Source organism: Rhizobium sp. NFR12, from assembly GCF_900108545.1.
Taxonomy (GTDB): Bacteria; Pseudomonadota; Alphaproteobacteria; order Rhizobiales; family Rhizobiaceae; genus Neorhizobium; species Neorhizobium soli.
The window spans coordinates 67,648-88,670 of sequence record NZ_FNWM01000004.1; the positions used below are offsets into that span (position 1 = coordinate 67,648).

Annotated in this window: 12 protein-coding genes; 6 read left to right on the forward strand and 6 right to left on the reverse strand. The window is 61.5% G+C overall.

All coding sequences use genetic code 11. The annotated features are described in order from the left end of the window. Positions 1-113: 113 nt before the first annotated feature. Entirely contained in the window at positions 114-557 is a 444-nt protein-coding gene (mscL, locus tag BLW69_RS16685) for a large conductance mechanosensitive channel protein MscL (protein ID WP_062453880.1), read from the reverse strand. Positions 558-744: 187 nt separating this feature from the next. Here mscL and BLW69_RS16690 point away from each other — a divergent pair, with 187 nt between their 5' ends. Beyond that, complete coding sequence (locus BLW69_RS16690; protein WP_092663619.1) at positions 745-4,266, forward strand: PAS domain-containing hybrid sensor histidine kinase/response regulator; 3,522 nt, start codon at positions 745-747, stop codon at positions 4,264-4,266. A 206-nt stretch (positions 4,267-4,472) separates the two neighbouring features. Further along, positions 4,473-5,717 (forward strand): OpgC family protein, encoded by a 1,245-nt coding sequence (gene opgC, locus BLW69_RS16695; RefSeq protein WP_092663621.1) that lies wholly within the window; start codon positions 4,473-4,475, stop codon positions 5,715-5,717. Positions 5,718-5,789: 72 nt separating this feature from the next. On the opposite strand, the gene BLW69_RS16700 is transcribed toward opgC, so the two are convergent. The 4 genes from BLW69_RS16700 to BLW69_RS16715 form a co-directional block, all read right to left on the reverse strand. Continuing rightward, positions 5,790-8,003: a 3-hydroxyacyl-CoA dehydrogenase NAD-binding domain-containing protein gene (locus BLW69_RS16700; protein WP_092663623.1), complete on the reverse strand. Its 2,214-nt coding sequence runs from the start codon at positions 8,001-8,003 to the stop codon at positions 5,790-5,792. A 15-nt stretch (positions 8,004-8,018) separates the two neighbouring features. Next, a complete protein-coding gene (locus tag BLW69_RS16705; protein ID WP_092663625.1) occupies positions 8,019-8,402 on the reverse strand; it encodes a cupin domain-containing protein in 384 nt (127 codons plus the stop codon). Between the two features lie 2 nt (positions 8,403-8,404). Next, complete coding sequence (locus BLW69_RS16710) at positions 8,405-9,613, reverse strand: acetyl-CoA C-acetyltransferase (protein WP_062578989.1); 1,209 nt, start codon at positions 9,611-9,613, stop codon at positions 8,405-8,407. Positions 9,614-9,810: 197 nt separating this feature from the next. Then, complete coding sequence (locus BLW69_RS16715; RefSeq protein ID WP_092663627.1) at positions 9,811-11,604, reverse strand: acyl-CoA dehydrogenase C-terminal domain-containing protein; 1,794 nt, start codon at positions 11,602-11,604, stop codon at positions 9,811-9,813. Positions 11,605-12,089: 485 nt separating this feature from the next. Here BLW69_RS16715 and BLW69_RS16720 point away from each other — a divergent pair, with 485 nt between their 5' ends. The 4 genes from BLW69_RS16720 to BLW69_RS16735 all read left to right on the forward strand — a co-directional run bounded on the left by BLW69_RS16720 (position 12,090) and on the right by BLW69_RS16735 (position 19,886). Continuing rightward, positions 12,090-16,004, forward strand: a complete 3,915-nt coding sequence (locus BLW69_RS16720; RefSeq protein ID WP_092663629.1) for a peptidoglycan-binding protein — start codon at positions 12,090-12,092, stop codon at positions 16,002-16,004. Between the two features lie 251 nt (positions 16,005-16,255). Next, complete coding sequence (locus BLW69_RS16725; protein WP_062453888.1) at positions 16,256-17,182, forward strand: sulfite exporter TauE/SafE family protein; 927 nt, start codon at positions 16,256-16,258, stop codon at positions 17,180-17,182. Then, positions 17,182-17,994: a TIGR02186 family protein gene (locus tag BLW69_RS16730; RefSeq protein ID WP_062453889.1), complete on the forward strand. Its 813-nt coding sequence runs from the start codon at positions 17,182-17,184 to the stop codon at positions 17,992-17,994. The genes BLW69_RS16725 and BLW69_RS16730 overlap by 1 nt, the downstream gene beginning before the upstream one ends. A 74-nt stretch (positions 17,995-18,068) precedes the next feature. Continuing rightward, positions 18,069-19,886 carry a chloride channel protein gene (locus BLW69_RS16735; RefSeq protein WP_244476076.1) on the forward strand — a complete coding sequence of 606 codons (1,818 nt, stop codon included), beginning with the start codon at positions 18,069-18,071 and terminating at the stop codon, positions 19,884-19,886. A 60-nt stretch (positions 19,887-19,946) separates the two neighbouring features. Here the strand turns inward: BLW69_RS16735 and BLW69_RS16740 are convergent, their stop codons facing one another. After that, positions 19,947-20,747, reverse strand: coding sequence for a DUF4394 domain-containing protein (locus tag BLW69_RS16740; RefSeq protein ID WP_062578984.1), 801 nt, complete (start codon positions 20,745-20,747; stop codon positions 19,947-19,949). Between the last annotated feature and the right edge of the window lie 276 nt (positions 20,748-21,023).

A 21,023-nucleotide genomic window follows, 5' to 3' on the forward strand; every position in this document is an offset into this window, starting at 1 on the left:
ATTTCCCTATGCTTTAATTCTGTTTAGCGCAGAGAACTCGGAAAATCCCATGACAATCCGTGGATCGGCGATCGTTTTTCTTGATGGATCGCCGATCTGTTGACGCGGTTGGATTACCGGATCGGGTTACCCGTCTTCAGAATATCGCGGATTTCCGACAGCAGCTGGATATCGGCCGGCGGCGGGGCCGGTGTGGCATCCGCAGGCTTCTTTTCTTCCATGGCGCGGAGCTTGTTCACGCCCTTGACCATGAGGAAGATGATGAAGGCGAGGATGAGAAAGTTGATCGCGACCGTGATGAAGCTGCCATAGGCGAAGACGGCGCCCTGCTTGCGGGCTTCTTCCAGCGAGGGCGCTGTGACCGCACTCGACAGCGCCACGAAGTAGTTGGAAAAGTCGAAGCCACCGCCTGTCACGGCACCTACGACCGGCATGACGAGATCGTTGACCAGTGATGTGACGATGCCGGTAAAGGCGCCGCCGATGATGATGCCGACGGCGAGATCGACGACATTGCCCTTGGCGATAAAGGAACGGAATTCGGAAACAACGGACATAGCATTACCCCTGCTGCTCGGGTTGTTGATCCGCCCCAACATAGTGCATCACCACTTGCTGAAAAGGTGAAAAAGACAGAGACTTAAAGATGACCAGGCATTGGACTTTTTGCCAATGCCGCTGCGATTTGCAAACCCTTGCTTTTGACCTAATCTCATCCGCGTCGCGGCATTGCGGGGAGGAGACATGCTTTCGGGCTGGGTGATCATCGTCGCCGCTTTCGCCTATATCCTGCTGCTGTTTGCGGTCGCAAGTTATGGCGACCGGAGAAGTCGCGTCGTGGGCGTGCCGAAGATCGGCCGGCCCGTGGTCTATGCGCTCAGCCTGGCGATCTACTGCACCTCGTGGACCTATTTCGGTGGCGTGGGTCTGGCTTCCCGTCGCGGGATTGAATTCCTCGGCATCTATATCGGCCCGATCCTGATGCTGACATTGGGCATGCCGCTGATCCGACGCATCGTCGAACTCGCGAAAGCCGAGAAACTGACCTCCGTCGCCGACTTCGTCGCTGCCCGCTATGGCAAGAACTCGACCGTGGCGATGATCGTCGCCATCATCGCGCTGGTGGCCTCCGTGCCCTATATCGCGTTGCAACTCAAAGCCGTGTCGAGTTCGGTTGCCGTGATGGTCAATCCCTCCGACTACGGGATTGGCAGCGGCAACCTGCATTTCATCGATCTGGCCCTGATCGTGACACTGCTGATGGCCGGTTTCGCCGTCATGTTCGGCACACGCCATACGGATGCGACGGAGCATCAGGACGGTCTGATCCTGGCAGTGGCGATGGAATCCGTCGTCAAGGTCTTTGCTTTTGCAACCGTTGGGCTGACGGTGCTGTTCGTGCTGTTCGACGGTCCTGCAGACCTGATGGCCAAGGCTGCCGACAACCTTTTGATCACCTCGGCACTGTCCTACGAAACGCCGCTCAGCCGCTGGCTGATTTTGATACTGCTCTCGGCCTTCGCCATCCTGCTTCTGCCTCGGCAGTTCCATGTGACGGTCGTGGAAAACCGCACGGACCGGGAACGCAAGGTCGCTTCGTTTCTGCTGCCGATCTATCTCGTCGCGATCAACCTGTTCGTGCTGCCGGTCGCGATCGCCGGGCTGGTCACGTTCGGCGGCACAGGCAATGCCGATCTCTACATTCTCACGCTTCCGCTGAACGGCAATCTGCCGGTTGTGACGCTGATCACCTTCATCGGCGGCTTTTCCGCCGCAACCGCGATGGTGATCGTCGAATCCGTCGCACTGTCGATCATGGTGTCGAACGACATCATCATTCCTGTCTTCCTGCGCCGCAAGCTGATGGCGGCACGCTCGGCGCATGGGGGTCGTGCCGATTTCACCCGTGCACTTCTCAATATCCGACGGCTCGCGATCTTCGCCGTGCTGCTTCTCGGCTACGGCTATTACCGCATGGCGGACACCCAGTCGGGTCTTGCCTCGATCGGCCTTCTGGCGTTTGCGGCGATCGCGCAGGTGGCACCCGCGCTGTTCGGCGGGCTGATCTGGCGCCGGGCCAATGCCCGAGGCGCAATCCTTGGCATGTGCCTCGGGTTTGCGGCTTGGGCCTATCTGTTGTTCGTGCCGAGCCTCGGCGGACCGGACAATTCCCACATCGCCGCGGCCGTGCTGAATTTCCTGATCCCCGGCACCGGCATATTCTCCGGTCCCGAAACCGATCCGCTCGTCAACGCGACGATCTTCAGTCTGGCGCTCAACATGCTGGCTTTCGTGCTCGGCTCTCTGTCACGCAATCCACGGCCCGTGGAGCGTTTGCAGGCCGGAATTTTCGTCAAACGGCATCTGCGCTCGGAATTCGCGACCCGCGGCTGGAAGACCCGTGTCAGCGTGGGAGACCTCAAGGCGACGATTGCGCGCTATCTCGGCGAGGAGCGCATGCAGCGTTCGTTTTCCCACTATGAGCGCACCGCAGGACGCCGTTTCGAGGACGACCAGCCGGCCGATATGGCGCTGGTGCATTTCTCCGAACAGCTGCTGGGAAGCGCGATCGGTTCTTCCTCGGCACGGCTCGTCTTGTCGCTGATCCTGCAGAAGGCCGAGGATGCCAGTGCCGACACCGCCTTCCTGCTCGATCAGGCGAGCGAGGCGCTGCAGTATAATCAGGACATGCTGCAGACGGCGCTTTCGCAGATGGACCAGGGAATTGCCGTGTTCGACAGTGCCGACCGGCTGACGATCTGGAACCGGCGTTTTCGCCATCTTCTCGACCTTCCCGACCAGGTCGGCCAGGTCGGATTTCCGCTCTCAGATATCGTGGCGATGCTTTCGGACCGGGGTGACATTCCTGCAGACGAACAGGCGGATGTGGTCAACCGGTTCAAGACGCTGGATGCGTCGTTCTCGCTTGTCGTTGCAAGCGGCGAGCGGATCATCGAAGTGCGCACCAACCCGATGCCGGATAGCGGCATCGTTGCAACCTTCACCGATATTTCCGACCGTGTTGCGGCGGCAAAGGCGCTGAAACAGGCGAATGAAACGCTCGAACAGCGGGTGACAGAGCGCACCTCAGAGCTAACCCGCGTCAACCATGCACTGGGCCAGGCGCGTGCCGAGGCCGAGGAAGCCAATATCGGCAAGACACGTTTCTTTGCCGCTGCCGGCCACGATATCCTGCAGCCGCTCAATGCCGCGCGGCTGTACTCATCCGCACTGGTCGAGCGCATGACGCCTGCCGACCGCAACGGTCCGCTGGTGCGCAACATCGATTCCGCGCTCGAATCGGTTGAGGCGATCCTTGGGGCGGTACTGGATATTTCGCGGCTCGACACCGGCGCAATGAAGCCGCAGCTTGAAACCATCGCCCTCGACGACCTGTTGCGCCGAATCGCGACCGACTATGAGCCGATGGCGCGCGAGAAGAACCTGACCTTCGTGGTGATGCCGACCTCACTCAGGGTTCGCTCCGACGCCAATCTCCTGCGCCGGCTGGTGCAGAATCTGGTGTCCAACGCGATCAAATACACAATCAGCGGCAAGGTTCTGGTCGGCGCGCGGCGGCATGGCGGGCGAGTATCGATCGAAGTGCACGACTCCGGCATCGGCATTCCGGCAGCCCAGTTCGAGACCGTGTTCAAGGAATTCGCAAGGCTCGACGAAGGGGCGAAAACCGCAACCGGTCTCGGCCTCGGTCTTTCCATCGTCGACCGTATTTCGCGTGTGCTCGACCACCCCGTGCAGCTTGCATCGAGGCCCGGTCGCGGAACCATCTTCAGGGTGGATCTGCCGCTCGACGCATCGGTCGCGCGACCAGCGAAAGCCTCCGAGCGGCCTGAACGGCGCAAACGCTCGCAGCCGCTGACCGGGCTGAGGGTTCTGTGCATCGACAACGAGCCGAAGATTCTGGAGGGGATGGCGCTGTTGATTACGGGTTGGGGTTGCACGGTCAGGGAAGCGCAGTCCATCACGGCGCTGGACGAAATCACCCGTTCGGGTGAGCCGGCGCCGGATATCATTATCGCCGATTATCATCTCGATGACGGCGACGGGATCGCGGCGATCCAGTCGCTGCGTGCCGCTTACGAGGCCGATGTTCCGGCCCTGCTCATCACCGCCGATCGGTCCGCGGATGTGCGCAACGAGGCTGAGAAACACGGCATTTCACTGCAGCACAAGCCGGTGCGACCGGCGGCGCTGCGCGCTTACCTCACCCAGATCGCCGGTCTGCGGCGTCTCGCGGCGGAATGACGCAAACTGCTTAAAAAGCTGTTCATCGAATAGTCATCACAGACTGTTTACGGTTGAAATGTCTGAACGTCAGATACAAAGCGAGTGTCGCTCGGAACTCTCCGGCGCGTCGCGACGTTTAGGCGCGTGACTTCCCGGCCCGAAGAGGCCTTACGGACCGAAAGGCACGAGGCCATCGGAACCGGTAGAGACGGAGACCGCGACCGATGAAACGATTCGAGATCATTGACGGGATGCGGGGATATTTCCTTGTATTTATGGTTCTCAACCACCTGATATTTGCCGGTGGCTACTTCCTGGTCAAAATCAACCACAACCAGCTTGCTTTTGTCGAGGATGCGCAGGGCTTCGTGTTCCTGTCCGGCCTGATGATCGGCATGGTCTATGCCCGCAAGATGATGAAAGGCGGATATGCCGCCGGTCGCACTGCGATCTACAGCCGTGCCTTCGAGCTCTATCGCTATGCCATGGGCATCGTGATCGCCGTGCTGGTGGCGCAGATGCTGCTGCCGGGGGCCTATTCGGTCTGGTTCAACTGGCTGGGCTATACTAATTTCGACGATCCGCTGCGTCTCGCTGCGATCGCCACCTTCCTCTACCAGCCGACCTTCATGGACATCCTGCCGCAGTATATCGTCTACATGCTGTTTGCACCGATGCTCATCAAGCTGGTGCTTGATGACAAGTGGCACTACGTGGTCGCCGCCTCGATCATGATGTGGATGGCCGGACAGCTGGGTCTGCATCAGATCGCAACGATCCCGATCAATGAGCTGATCATGGGTTCGGACGATCAGGGCATCCGCGTCTCGTTCAACCTGTTTGGCTGGCAGATCGTGTTCTTCTCGGGCCTCGTGCTCGGTGCGCTGACCTCGTCCGGCAAGATCAACTGGGGCAAGATCCTGTCGCCAGACAACACGTTCATCCCCAAGGTGGCGCTGGTGCTGGTGATGTTCTTCCTGCCGCTGCGCCTGATTACCGCCAACGAGCTGATGCCGGCCTACATGATCGGCAAGTTCGCCTCGATGGAAATCCGTGCCGATTTCGGTCCGGTCTATCTCCTGAACTTCGCTGCCATGGGCCTTCTGGTCACCTGGCTGCTGGTTGCCGGTCCGCAGCACAAGGCAAACTGGGTGCGCAACATCGCGTCTGCCGTGACCTGGGTGTTCACCCTGCGGTACCTGCGCCTGCTCGGCCGCCACTCGCTCTATGTCTACGTGTGGCACGTCGCGATCGTCTACTTCGTCTACTACTTCGATGGTCGTACGCCGGAACTCGGCGAGTGGACGAAGACTGCGATTGCACTGACCGCCGTCGGCCTTCTCTCGATCCCTGCCCTATGGCGCGAGCGCGACAAGTTGCTCGGCACGGCGGAGCCGGCACCTGCGAAGACCCTGAAGTCGCCAAAGCCGGCGGCCCAGAGCGTTCCGCAGCAGATGGTCATCCGGTAAAGACGACTATCGTTCGCATACAAAAAAGGGCGGCTCCAAGCCGCCCTTTTTCATGGTCGCTTGACGGCGACTTCAGGCCGCCTGGCCGATTTTCGCATAGGGGTCGAACCGACCGTAGAAGGTCTCTCCGTTCCCCGCCATGTCCTTGAGCAGCTGCGTCGGCTTGAAATGGCTGCCATATTGCCCGGCCAGCTTTTCGGCGAGTTCGACAAAGGTCTTCACACCCATGCCGTCGATGTAAGACAGCGTGCCACCCGTATAGGGGGCAAAGCCGAAGCCGAGGATGGAGCCGACATCGGCTTCGCGCGGATCGGTGACGATGCCTTCCTCGACGGTGCGGGCGGCTTCCAGTGCGATCGTCACGAGGAAGCGCTGCTTCAGCACGCTGACGTCGACGTCTCCAGCTGGCTTCTGTGGATAGAACTCCTTCAGGCCGGGCCAGAGCGACTTCTTTGCCGGCTTGGCCGGGTAATCATAGAAGCCCTTGCCGTTCTTGCGGCCGCGGCGATCGAGCACATCGACCATGTTGTCGATCAGCGCCATGTGTTCCGGCTTGACCGAGTTGGGGCCGAGATCGGCGATCGAGGCCTTCATGATCTTCTGGCTGAGATCGACAGCCACTTCATCGTTGAGAGAGAGCGGCCCAACCGGCATGCCGGCCATCTTGGCGGCATTCTCGATCATGGCTGCCGGCACGCCTTCGGCCAGCATGTCATAGGCTTCGTTGATATAGCGGAAGACGCAGCGGTTGACGAAGAAGCCTCTCGTGTCGTTGACGACGATGGGCGTCTTCTTGATCTTGCCGACGAAATCCAGCGCCACGGCAAGTGCCCTGTCGCCCGTCTTTTCGCCCAGGATGACTTCGGTCAGCATCATCTTTTCGACCGGCGAGAAGAAATGCACGCCGACGAACTGGTCCGGACGCTTGGAGTTTTCCGCGAGGCCCGAGATCGGAAGGGTGGAGGTGTTCGACGCGAAGATCGTGGTTTCCGGAATAACCGCTTCGACCGCCTCGATCACGGCCTTCTTGACCTTGCGGTCTTCGAACACCGCCTCGATGACGAGATCGGCATCTGCAAGTGTCGAATAGTCCGGCGTGGCGGTGACGAGCGAGAGGAGCTTTTCGCCCTCCTCCTTCGTCAGGCGACCCTTGGCGACGCTGTCGGATACCAGCTTTTCGGAGACGGCCTTGCCCTTGTCGGCTGCTTCCTGGCTCTGGTCGATCAGCACGACGGGAATGCCGGCGGCAGCGGTCACATAAGCGATCGAGGCACCCATGAAGCCCGCGCCGACCACGCCGACCTTCTTGAACTCGCTTTTTGGAACGCCTGCCGGACGACGGGCGCCCTTGCCCAGTTCCTGCATCGAGATGAACAGCGAGCGGATCATCGAGAAGGCTTCGGTGGTGCCGAGGATCTGCGTGAAATAGCGCTGCTCGACCTTGAGCGCCGTATCGAAGGGCAGTTGAAGACCCTCATAGACGCATTTGAGGATGGCGAGCGCGCCCGGATAATTGCCTGCCGTCTCACGGCGCAGGATCGCGGGAGCCGCCGGGAAGAGCTGGGCAGCCTGTGGCGTCCAGACACCGCCACCGGGTGCCTTGAAGCCCTTTTCGTCCCAGGGAGCGACGGGCTTCAAGCCATCCTTGATCATCTGCTTTGCAGCGGTCACGAGCTGATCGGGTTCGACGATCTGATGCACGAGACCCATCGCCTTGGCGCGTTGCGGCGTCAGCGTCTGACCGGTCGTCATCATCTGCAGGGCGGACTGGGCATCTGTGAGGCGCGAGACGCGCTGCGTTCCCCCGGCGCCCGGAAAGATGCCGACCTTGACTTCAGGCAGCGCAAGCTTGACCGACTTGGAATTGGCGACGACGCGACCGTGGCAGGCCAGCGACAGCTCGAGAGCGCCGCCCATGCAGGTGCCGTTGATGGCCGATACCCAGGGCTTGCCATTGGTTTCGATGGCGCGGAACAGCCAGGTCATTTGCCCTGCAACCTCGAACAGCTTCTGCTTGGCGGTAACCGGGTCCTGTGCGGTCGCTTCCTGCAGCATGGAGAACATGCCGCGGATCATGGTGAGGTCGGCACCGCCGGAAAACGAGGATTTGCCGCTGGTAAAGACAACGCCCTTGATGGCGGCATCCGCGATGGTTGCCTTCAGGATCGCGTCGAGTTCTTCCAACACCTCGGCGGTAAAGACGTTCATCGACTTGCCCGGCATGTCCCAGGTGACGACAGCAATGCCGTCCGCGTCGGTTTCGATGGTGAAGTTGGTGTAGGTCATTGGGTTCCTCCCCTATCAGGCCGACAAATGGCTGCGCTGGGTTTCCAACGTCCTGGTCTTTTCGACCACGACATCGCCGGTATGCTTCGTCTCGGACGGTTCGAACAAGAGTATCCAGCACTCATCGGCCGCGACCGGATTGTGCTCGACGCCCTTCGGAACGACATGGAAGTCGCCAGCGTTCATGTGGACATGCGGCCGGTCCCGATATTCGATCGTGAGTTCGCCCTTCCAGATGAGGAACAGTTCGTCCTCGTCCCGATGCGAATGCCAGGTCAGATGATCCTTGACCTTGGCGACCTTCACGCTCTGTCCGTTGAGATCGGCAATGACGCGTGGAGACCAGTGGTCGTCAACATGCGCAAACTCATCTTCGATTGTACCCGTATTGAAGCTCACGATCAGACCCTCTCGATGACGGTCGCGGTGCCCATGCCGGCGCCGATGCAGAGCGTGACCAATGCGGTGTTGAGATCGCGGCGTTCCAGTTCGTCGAGGACGGTGCCGAGGATCATCGCGCCTGTGGCACCGAGCGGGTGACCCATGGCAATCGCGCCGCCATTGACGTTGATGATGTCGTGGGAAATGTCGAACGCCTGCATGTAGCGCAGCACGACGGCGGCAAAGGCCTCGTTGAGTTCGAACAGGTCGATATCGGCAATCGTCATGCCGGTGCGGGCCAGCAGCTTTTCGGTGACGTCGACTGGGCCGGTCAGCATCAGCGCCGGGTCGGAGCCGATGTTTGCGAACGCGCGGATACGGGCGCGCGGCTTGATGCCCATGCTTTCGCCGCCGGCCTTCGAGCCGATCAGGACGGCGGCGGCGCCATCGACGATGCCAGACGAATTGCCGGCGTGGTGGACGTAATTGATCTTTTCGATTTCCGGATGCGCCTGAATGCCGACAGCTTCGAAACCGCCCATTTCGCCGGGCATCTGGAACGAGGCATTGAGCGAGGCCAGCGCCTGCATGTCGGTGGTGGGCCGCATATGCTCGTCGCGGTCGAGAATGGTGAGGCCGTTCTGATCCTTGACCGGGATCACCGAGTTCTTGAAATAGCCCGCATCCCAGGCTTTTCCGGCGCGCTTCTGGCTTTCGACGGCATAGGCATCGACGTCATCGCGGGAGAACCCGTATTTCGTCGCGATCAGATCGGCCGAGACACCCTGCGGCATGAAGTAGGACGGGAAGTTGACCGAGGGGTCCATGTACCAGGCGCCGCCGGACATGCCCATGCCGACACGCGACATCGATTCGACGCCGCCGGCAATGACGATGTCGTCGGACCCGGCCGCGATCTTGCCGGCGCCGAAATTGACGGCATCAAGGCCCGATGCGCAGAAACGGGAGATCTGCATGCCGGGTGCCCGGGTCGAATATCCCGCTTCGAAGGCCGCAGCCTTAGGGATGACGGCGCCGCTGTCCATGACAGGATCGACGCAGCCCATGATGATGTCGTCGACGGTTCCCGTATCGAGCCCGTTGCGATCACGGATGGCTTCGAGGGTCTTTGCCGCGAGACGGACGGCCGGCACTTCGTGCAGCGAGCCGTCCTTCTTGCCGCGACCGCGCGGCGTGCGCACGTGATCGTAAATGAAGACTTCGGTCATGGTGTCATCTCCCTTGGTGGCAAATTACATTGCCTTTGTTTCACTGCGGGAGAGAAGACCCCTCCCAAACCCTCCCCGCAAGAGGGAGGGTTTATCCCGCCGCGCCGCCGATGTTCAATCGGGACGAGCAGTCGCCACACATTTTCTCCCCCCTTCTAGGGGGAGATGGCCGGCAGGCCAGAGGGGGTAGCCAACGCTTAGAACGCCTCGGCGGCCAGTTGCATCATGGTGTCGGAGCCGGCCTCGATGCGCACCTTGCGCAGCGCGGTTTCCGGCATGATACGCTCCATATAGAACTTCGCCGTGACGAGCTTTGCTTTCAGGTACTCTTCGCGCGGGTCCCCGGCGGCCAATGCGGTTTGAGCTGCCTTTGCCATCTTCGCCCACATGTAACCGAGCGTGACGAGGCCGAACAGGTGCATGTAGTCGGTCGAGCCGGCACCGGCATTGTCGGGCTTGGCCATGGCGTTCTGCATGAACCACATGGTCGAGGCCTGCAGGTCGTTCAGACCCTTCTTGAGGCCCTTGGTGTAGAGAACCATCGCCTCGTCGCCGCGGTTTTCCTCGCAGAAATCACCGATCTCCTTGAACATGGCCATGACCGCGCGGCCGCCATTGAGGGCCAGCTTGCGACCGACCAGATCGAGCGCCTGGATACCGTTGGCACCTTCGTAGATCATCGCGATGCGGGCATCGCGGACATACTGGCTCATGCCCCATTCTTCGATATAGCCGTGGCCCCCGAAGACCTGCTGGGCCATCACCGCGTGATCAAAGCCCTTGTCGGTCAGCACGCCCTTGAGGATCGGCGTGGCAAGCCCGAGGAGATCGTCCGCGTTCTGGCGTTCCGCTTCGTCCTGCGAGCGATGGGCGATATCGGATTTCAGCGCCGTCCACAAAACGAAGGCGCGGCCTGCCTCGTTGAAGGCCTTGATGGTCATCAGCGAGCGGCGGATATCCGGGTGGACGATGATCGGGTCCGCCTTCCTGTCCGGCGCTTTCGCGCCCGAGAGGGAACGGCCCTGGATGCGCTCATTGGCATAGGCTACGGCATTCTGATAGGCGGTCTCGGCGATCGACAGACCCTGCAGGCCGACACCGAGGCGGGCCTCATTCATCATCACGAACATGGCCGAGAGACCCTTGTTCTCGGCGCCGATCAGATAGCCCGTGGCATCGTCGTAGTTCATCACGCAGGTCGAATTGCCGTGGATGCCCATCTTTTCTTCGAGCGCACCACAGGAGACGCCGTTGCGGGCGCCGAGCGAACCGTCTTCGCCCACCATGAACTTCGGCACGATAAACAGCGAGATGCCCTTGGTACCCTCCGGCGCGCCTTCGATACGGGCGAGAACCAGATGCACGATGTTGTCGGTCATCGAATGTTCGCCGGCGGAGATAAAGATCTTCTGGCCGGAGAGTTTGTAGGAGCCGTCGGCCTGCGGCACCGCCTTGGTGCGCAGCAGACCGAGATCCGTGCCGCAATGGGGCTCGGTGAGGTTCATGGTGCCAGACCAGCTGCCGCCGACCATGTTGGGCAGATAGGTGGCCTTCTGCTCGTCCGTGCCGTGGACGAGGATGGCGGCGATCGCCCCTTGCGTCAGGCCGGGATACATCATCAGCGACATGTTGGCCGACGACATGTATTCGCCGACGGCGGCATGCAGTGTGTAGGGCAGGCCCTGGCCGCCGAACTCTTCCGGTACGGCCAGGCCGATCCAGCCGCCCTGGACATACTGGTCATAGGCCTGCTTGAAGCCGTTGGGCACCAAAACAGTGCCGTCGTCGTTGCGGGTGCAGCCTTCCCGGTCGCCGGAAAGGTTGATCGGGAACAGGGCCTCTTCGGCTACTTTCGCCGCCTCGCCGATGATCGCCTCGATCATGTCGGGCGTCGCATCGGCAAAACCCTGCAGGTTGCCGTAACGCTCCAAGCCGAGCACATCATTCAGAACGAAAAGTGTATCGTTTACCGGTGCCTTATAGACGGGCATCGTTATCCATCCTCCAGATTAGCCTGACGCTTCCTCCCGGGCATCGCAGCCCGTCGTCTCCTGCACTTACTTAATTGACGTTCGCGTAAACGTCAAACAGTTGGAGTCTCATATCGCGAGCCGATTTTGACCCGGCGTTAGCATCACCTAATAGGTGCTTTCGCCTGCACTGCCGAGGAAGTCGCGCCCGCCGCGCTGCATCACAGTGATAGCATCGTCGAAACCCGTGTCATCCGGGCAAACATGCGGAATCATGGCAAAAAGGTTAAGATCTTAACGAACATTAACGATTTATTTACTACGTTTCTGGAAATAGTGGGGACTACGGGAGGTCAGTCAAATCCATCCAACGAATGAGTCGTTCTTTCATAAGGCAAGCCTTGCGTAAGAAATGTCTAATATGGATGTGATTCACCGGTGCCAATAGGCGGCGGATGAGGCTGAAACCGAGCGTCGGCAGGTAAAACGCGGAAGCGAGCGAGCACATGAACGGATCACGATCGAATCCTAACCGCCCGGGCGAACGCTCCTCTCTTGACGCCCTGAACCGTACGATCGAGGGCCTGGAGGCCCGAATCGAGGATCTGATGTCGGGCGCCGGGCGCGAACGCCGCCAGCCCGCTTCCGACCCGCGCCTCGAAAAACCGGCGTCCGTGCAGCCCCCGCAGATGCAGAGGCCAGCGGCGCCTCGCTTTGCCGACCCGCTGGCGGAAATCCGCGAGCGCCAGCGCATGCTGGGATCGGCCCGCGAGCGCATGGCAAGCGCACAGCAGTCGCATGCGGCCGAACCGGTCCGCCAACCCGTCCAATCACCACTCCGCGATAAGATCACGCCGCCGGAAGCCTATCGTCCCAGCCAGGAGCGCCGTCCGGCTGCACCGGTTGCGGCAACTGCCACCGAAGTTTCTGCGAGCCGCTTCGAGCGGGCCGTCGCCAGCCGCGATATGCAAATGCGGGAAACCCGCCAGCAGGCGACCGATGGCGCCTCCATGCGCGAAATCGCCGAAGCGCTGGTCGGCTTGCGTCATGAACTGAAGCAGGACATCGCCGAAGGCGTCGCCCGCGAGATGGGCGCACTGCAAACCGAAATCCGCTCGATCCGCTCGATTGCCGAAGATCATCGCGGCACCGAAGACCTGCGCGGCGATTTCTCCCGTCTTGCCGACAGCATTAGTCAGCTGGGCTACAGCAATTCTCCCGATGCGGAGGCCCTGCGCGCCGAGTTCGAGGAACTGCGTAGTGTCATGGCCCAAGTCATGGATGGCGTGGCACGCGAAGATTCCGTGCAGCGCATGGAAAGCCGCTGGCAGGGGCTGGAAGAGCGTATCCACGGGCTTGAGCCAGAGCTTCTGCGCGACGAGGTTTCGCAGCTCGCCTACCGGATCGACGACATCAAGACCCAGCTTGGCGGCATGAACGACAGCCCCGCGCTGCGCGCGCTGGAGCAGAAGCTGATTGCGATCGCTACCGCGATGGAGCAACTCGGCAGCCGCATGCAGCCATCCGACGAACTGCTTGCCGAGCAGTTCACCGTTCTCGACGAGCGTCTCGACGAAATCACTCGCGCCGTTGCCGCCGGCAGCCGTGCTTCGGCCGCAGCCACGCTCGACCAGGCTTTCATGCAGAAGCTCGACGGCCGGATCGTCGCTATCGCAGAGCAGGTCGATCAGATCAGCCAGGCTGCTGCCGATCCGAGCGAGATGCTGTCCGGACGGATCGAAGCGCTGACCGCGCGGATCGAGGAACTCTCCGACGAACAGGCCGCCATGCGGCTGGAAGAGCGGCTCGACCAGCTTTCGGTCATGCTGACGCAGGCGCAGAAGCCCGCGTATCAGACCGAGCTTTCCGACCACCTCGCCGATATCTCGCGCAAGATCGATGGTCTTGATCACAACTCGATCAACGACATGCTGGGCGAGCGGCTGGATGATCTCGCCCGTCGTATCGACGAGATCGAATATCGCCCGGCGCCTGCCACCGACGAGCGGGCCTTCGACCGGTTGGAAACCCGGCTGACCGACATCGCCATGCGACTGGACGAAGCAGCCAGCGCACCGCGCGGCGACGAAAACGCCCTGCGTAGCCTGGAAGACCAGATCGCGCATCTTTCGAGCCTGATCAGCGAGCCGCAGACATCTTCGGCCACTGCGCTACCTGATGGTTTCGAGCATCGGTTCTCGGCAATCGAAAGCTACATGTCGACCAACGACGAGTACATTCTGGAAGCCGCACGGCAGGCCGCAGAAGCCGTCGTCGAAGCCTATTCGCGCAATACCGGGGCCGGCGGCATGCCCGTCGCGTCCGGCGACATGGCAGCCCTTTCAGCCCTCGCCGACGATCTTCGCCACCTTGAAGAGCTGACCCGCGGCACGGAAACGCGCAGCCATCAGACGTTCGAAGCCTTGCACGGAACGCTGGTGCAGATCGCCAATCGTCTGGACACGCTGGAAGACAGCATTTCCACGGCCCGTTTCGAGCCCGCCTATCGCGATGCGCCGGCCAATCGCGAAGCCCAGACCGACCAGCCGCTTCGCCATCCCAAGATGCCGGCCACAGCGCAACTGTCCGTTCCAGCGATGGAATTTGCCGGCGCCGAGGACCGCAATGTTGCTTTGGCAGATGCGCCCGTCGAAACCGACGAGGTCGTCGTGCCCCCTGCAGCCGCGCGGGAAGAGCCGGCCAAGCCCGGTCTGCTGGCCGGCCTCTCGAAGCGTTTCAAGTCGGGCACCCGCGATGCAGGGGAAAAGCCGGCCCGCACCGTCATAGAGCCAACGCCTTCGATCGATCCAGCCGACATTCTCCCAGCCGGCCGTGAAAACGACCTGCTGGAGCCGGGCTCGGGCGCTCCCGACGTCAAAAAGATCCTCGAGCGCGTGCGTGCCAGCCAGGCCGCCGGCGATTTCAGTGGCGAGAAACCCGGAACGGCCGACAAATCGGACCGCGCTGACTATATCGCCGCTGCCCGTCGTGCAGCCAAGGCCGCAGCACAGGAGACGGATCCTTCACAGGTCAACGCGGTCAAGAGCGTTCGCTCCGCCACCAAGTCGCAGACCACGTCGGTTGCCGGCACGCCGTCCGAAAAGACCGGCATGTTTGCCAAGTTTTCGCAGCATCGCCGCCCCATCCTGATGGCCGTCGGCGCCGTGCTGCTGGTGATGATGTCGATGCAGGTGGTCAAGAACGTGACCGGAAGCAGCGACAGCGCGCCCGAACAGGCTGCCCTCGAAGCCCCGGCTCCGGTCTCCGTGCCGGAAGAGACTGCGCAGGCTCCGAGCGCACCAGTCGAAGCTCCCGCTCCTGTCGACACCGCTCAGGCCCCGGCCGAAAGCCCTGCAGCCAGCGATGGTGACGGACAGGATGTGGCAGCGACGCCGCCTCCGGTCGCGCCCGACGCCGCGACAAACCACCTGATCGATCCGGTTCCCGCAGCCGGAGACCTCGCTTCAATGCGTCCGGCCGCCGAAGCTGCTCCGGCACCTTCAGAAGACGCCGGCTTCACGGCACAAGCGCCGGCTGCCGCCGAAATCGAGGCACCGGCTCCGATCGTCGTGCCTGTCGGCCTGGAGCCGAAATCGCTTGCCGACGCCGCATCGTCGGGCGATGCCAACGCGCTGTTCGAGATTGCCACCCGCTTTACCGAGGGACGTGGCGTCAAGACCGATCTCGCAGAGGCGGCAACCTGGTACAAGCTTGCCGCCGACCGTGGTCTTGCGCCTGCCCAGTACCGCATGGCGAACATGTTCGAAAAGGGAACGGGCGTCGAGCGCAACCTCGGTGAAGCCGTTCGCTACTATCAGCTGGCCGCCGAAGCCGGCAATGCCAGCGCCATGCACAACCTCGCCGTTCTCTACGCGTCCGGTGCCACGGGCCAGCCTGACTACACCCAGGCCGTCAAGTGGTTCACCCAGGCCGCCGACCACGGTGTCGCGGACAGCCAGTTCAACCTTGCCATCCTGTTTGCCCGCGGCAACGGCGTGAAGCAGGATCTGGAAGAGAGCTACAAGTGGTTTGCCGTTGCGGCAAAGGCAGGCGACAACGACGCCGCCCAGAAGCGCGACGAAGTGGCCAATGCCATGCGCAAGGAACAGCTGGAAAGCGCCCGCGCCAAGGTCGACCTCTGGAAGGTGATGACACCCGAGCCGCGGGCAAATGCCGTTGTTGTTCCGGATGAATGGGCTGCCGGCAAGCGTCTTACCACCGCATCTGTTGACATGGAAAAGGCCGTCCGCAACATCCAGGCGATCCTCAACAAGAACGGCTTTGAAGCCGGACGGCCGGACGGCAAGCTTGGTGCCAAGACGGTAAGCGCAATCAAGTCGTTCCAGTCCTCGATCGGCCAGGAGCCTTCCGGCCGCATCAACGACGCACTGGTTCGAGAATTGCTGGCACGCAACAAGTAGCCAGCAACCCGTAAGACGACCAATTCGGTCGGGCTGGGGACTATCGGCCACGCCCATTGGAAAACGCTGAAGCTGCTGTTTTCCCCACGGATTCACGAATTGACACCCCGGCAGGCCAAGCGCATGACGGGGTGTCCTTCATGCGCGGTTCATCGCGTCTGTGAAAGGGTTCCCCAAAGCCAAAGCGACGGCCCACTTGAATGCGTGCCGCCTGCAACGGCGTTGTCTTTTCGACGTGTCGAGGTTCAGCCGTGACTGTCTACCTGCCGATTGCAGAGCTTTCGGTGAACATCTTCATCATCCTTGGCATGGGTGCAGCTGTCGGGTTTCTGTCCGGCATGTTCGGCGTCGGCGGTGGCTTCCTGATCACGCCGCTTCTGATTTTCTACAACATTCCACCCGTCGTTGCCGTCGCAACCGGCGCCAACCAGGTCGTTGCCTCCTCGATCTCGGGCGCGATCACCCATTTCCGGCGCGGGTCGCTGGATATGAAACTGGGCACGGTGCTGCTTGCCGGGGGCCTTGTCGGCGCGACGGTCGGTGTGTGGATCTTTTCCTGGCTACGGCGCATCGGCCAGCTCGACCTGTTCATCTCGCTTCTCTATGTCGTGCTTTTGTCGACGATCGGCGCGCTGATGCTGCAGGAGAGCCTCAGAGCCATGCGGCGGGCAAAGAACAACCAGCAGCTTCCGCTGAAACGCCCGGGCCAGCACAACTGGGTGCACCGCCTGCCCTTCAAGATGCGTTTCAAGAAGTCGAAAATCTATCTCTCGGCCATTCCGATCCTGGTGCTCGGTTTCGTGATCGGCGTCCTCACCTCCATCATGGGTGTCGGCGGCGGCTTCATCATGGTGCCGGCGATGATCTATCTCCTGCGCATTCCAACCAATGTCGTGGTCGGCACCTCTCTGTTCCAGATCATCTTCACCACCGCCTATACGACGATGGTGCAGGCGGCGACGAACTACTCCGTCGATATCGTGCTTGCGACGATCCTGATGATTGCCGGCGTGATCGGCGCCCAGTACGGCGTGCGCGTCGGCCAGAAGCTGCGCGGCGAACAGCTGCGCGCGCTTTTGGCGCTGCTGGTTCTGGCCGTCGGCATCCGTCTTGCGATCGGCCTGATCGCAACGCCGAGCGACGTCTATTCGGTGGCCGTCGGAGGACTGTCCTACTGATGCGCAGGCTGATCCTCTCCCTCCTTCTTCTTCTCTCATTCGGATTGTCGCTGGCAACGCAGGTCGCGGCCCAGACGCCGTTCGACACGGCCTCGCCGATCAAGGAAGGGCTGGAGATCGGAGCATCGTCGAGCGAGATTGCCATCACCTCGGATTTCCGCGGCGCCGACCTCACCATCTTCGGGGCCATTACCAATCCGGACGAGCTGCTGCTCGCAATCGGTCAGTACGATATCGTCGTGACGCTTGAAGGTCCGCGCGACTATGCCACCGTGCGGCGCAAGGAACGCGTGCTCGGGATCTGGATGAACACCCAGGCGATGACGTTCGAACAGGTGCCGGAGAGCTATTCGATCGCCAGCACACGCCAGCTGAACGACCTCGATCACCAGGCGCCGTCCTTCAACAATATCGGGGTCGGCATCGAACATCTGCCTCTCAACCCCACCGGCTACATTCCGAATTCCGGTCTGATCAGCGATTTCCGCGAGGCCTATCGCCGGCAGAAGCTCAACAGCGGGCTTTACCAGCGCGACACGAGCGGCGTGCGCTTCGTCTCGTCCAGCCTGTTCCGAGCCTCGTTGCGGCTTCCAGCCAACGTGCCCGATGGCGTGCACATGGTCCACGCCTATCTGTTCAAGAGCGGCGACCTGATCTTTCAGCGGGAAATGCCGTTGCGTGTGGTCAAGACCGGCCTGGAGCAGGCGATCACCGATGCAGCCCACGAGCGTCCGATCGCCTACGGTCTGTTCTGCGTGCTGATCGCTGTCGTAACCGGATGGGGCGCCAGCATCATCTTCCGCAAGGACTGATCGTCTAACAAATTCGCCGGAACGGTTTCCAATCCTCTCCTCACGCCCTAGTTAGGGCGCAACATACAGTTCCAATGCAAAGCGTCAGCATGTTCCGCCGGATCGCCGCACGCCTTTTGGCTTCCCTGTCCCTCCTCCGTCCGCTGCTTCGGCCATCCGAACTGCGCGCAGTCATCAGGCGCAGCGAATTCGGCCTGATCCTGATCGCAGGCGTTGTCGGGGTTCTCGCCGGCCTCGCGGTCGCCGCGATGAGTTTTATCTCGCACGCGCTGCATGTCCTGATCTTCAAGATCGGCAGCACCGAGCGCTTAAGCTCGGCAGCGTTTCTCGAGCCGACGACGGTGCTTTTGGCGCCGGTTGCCGGCGGTGTCGTGATGGGCCTGCTGTACCTGATCCTGCGCAAGTGGCGTAAAAAGCCGATGGTCGACCCGATTGAGGCCAATGCGCTGCATGGCGGTCGCCTGTCACTGACCGACAGCATCATCGTCGCGGTGCAGAACCTGATCTCCAACGGCTTCGGCACCTCGATCGGGCTTGAGGCCGGCTATACGCAGCTGTCCTCCGGCATTGCGTCGAAGATCGGCTCATTGGTACAGCTGCGCCGAACGGATCTGCGCGTGCTGGTCGGCTGTGGTGCTGCCGGTGCCATCGCATCCGCCTTCAACGCGCCGCTGACCGGCGCCTTCTACGCGTTCGAGCTGATCATCGGCACCTACACGATCGTCAGTCTCGCACCGGTCGTCGTTGCGGCGCTTGCGGCAACCTTCGTCACCCGGCTTTTCGTCGGCGACGCGTTCATGATCGATATCGGCAAGATCGGCACCGTCGTGCCCGCCGATTACCTGCCGGCGGTGGTGCTGGGCATCGTCTGTGCGGGCGGCGGCATCCTGCTCATGCAGGGTGTGACCAAGGTCGAGGAACTGGCGCGCGCCAGTTCCATCTCGTCCGCCTTCCGGCCGGCGATCGGAGGACTTGCGGTGGGCCTGCTGGCGCTGATCGATACGCAGGTGCTTTCGGCCGGTCACGGCGCGCTGCATGCCAGCCTCAACCAGAATATGGCGATTGGCGCGGTGCTGGGGCTGCTGCTGCTCAAATCGGTCGCTTCAGCCATCACCATCGGCGCCGGTTTCCGTGGCGGCTTGTTCTTTGCCTCACTGTTTCTCGGTGCGCTGATCGGCAAGCTGTTTGCCTATTCGACACCCTACATATTCGCCAATGCGACGCTGACGCCAGTCATCTATGCCGTGGTCGGAATGAGCGCGATGGCCGTTGCCGTGATCGGCGGACCGCTGACCATGACCTTCCTGGCGCTCGAAGTGACCGGTGACTTTCCGATCACGGCGCTGGCGCTTGCCGCGGTCATCACCTCTTCCGTCGTGGTGCGCACCACATTCGGCTACTCGTTTGCGACATGGCGTTTTCACCTGCGTGGTGAAAGCATCCGCAGCGCCCATGACGTCGGGTGGATCCGCAACCTTACCGTCGACAAGCTGATGCGCGCCGACGTGAAGACGGCACCGGCATCCATGACACTCGAGGACTTTCGCAAGGAGTTTCCGCTCGGATCAACCCAGCGCGTGATCATGGTCGGTGAGGACGAAAAATATATTGGCATGGTGCTGACGCCGGAAATCTATTCGGCGGCGACCGAAGGCGGCGAGGAAAAGCCGCAGCTAGCCGATTTCATCCGCTTCAAGAACGACGTTCTCCTGCGCAGCATGAATGCCAAGCAGGCAGCGGCGATGTTCGACAAGACGGAGACGGAAGCGCTGGCCGTGGTCAACAACCAGATCGAGCGCAAGGTGATCGGCCAGCTTTCGGAAAGTCATACGCTACGGCGCTACACGGAAGAGCTGGACCGCAGGCGCCGGGAGATCTCGGGCGAGATCTAGGCGGCACGCATCGTTTGAGTCGGCGGGGCGGAACCGCTGTGGTCCGCCCCGCCGGTGGCATTACATAGCAGGCAGAACCGCGATGTCACGTACATCAGTCTCGACGCCGGAGATTGTACCGACTTCGGTCGCAGCGCCCGTTTCCAGGTTGACCGTGTAGAGCATCTTTCCGGCTGCGAGATAGGCGGTGTTCTTGCCGCCGTCTTCACCCTGAATATCGAAGGCGTAGGTCGCAGGCTTGTCCTTGAGACCGAGCTTGCCGATTGCCTTCAGGGTACCGTCGTTCGGCTTGGTCTGCTGGATCAGCGCGCCGATCGTGGCATCGATGTTGTACATCGCGGTCTTCTCGGGCTTGCCGATCGAATTGGTATAGGCCGCGGCGACGATGTTCGGGGCCTCGCCCTTGTGCATGTCGCCCTCTTCGAAGGCGAGCGTACCATCGACCGTGACAGCGCCCGTATCCGGATGGACGCGGTGGTTGGTGGTGCCGGTCATGAAGCGAAGGCGGTCAGCCATCGGGTTGAAATCGACCACGACCGGAGCGTCCGACATGGTCAGCATCTTGTCCATCTTGGCGACTTCGGTGGCGGCACCGGTTTCGAGATTGATCGAGACGATCGCGTGTTCCGGCGTGACGCCGATCACGGTCTTGTTGCCCGGGCGGAAATCAATGCCAACCAGCTTGGTGACGCCGGTGACTTCCATCGTCTTGGTGACTTCAGGCTTTGCCGTGTCGAACATTACCAGCGTCTTGTCGCCGGTGAGACCGAGGACCGGGGCGGCGGAGGCGGCAACTGCGCCCGTGACGGCTGAAGCTGCGAGGATCGAGGATGCGATCAGAGCGTGGCGAAGGGTCTTCATGGTGTCTGTTCTCCCGTTGAAACCTTTGACGAGAGCATGTCGGCGCATGGCCTTTCCGATGCTCTCAGAAGGGAGACACACGGGAGGATACGTTTGGATGCAGCAGACGAAAATATTTTTTCGCTGCATCCATTTTCCGGTTTGGCGTGTCCTTAAGTTCGAAGGCGACTTTGCAGCCGGTAAACCTTTCGAGACTGGACGAGCCCATGCCCGCCGTGGCAACAGCACAGAGACAATATTCGCGTTCCTGCGAACGCGCATGGGGAGAGAGCGGCT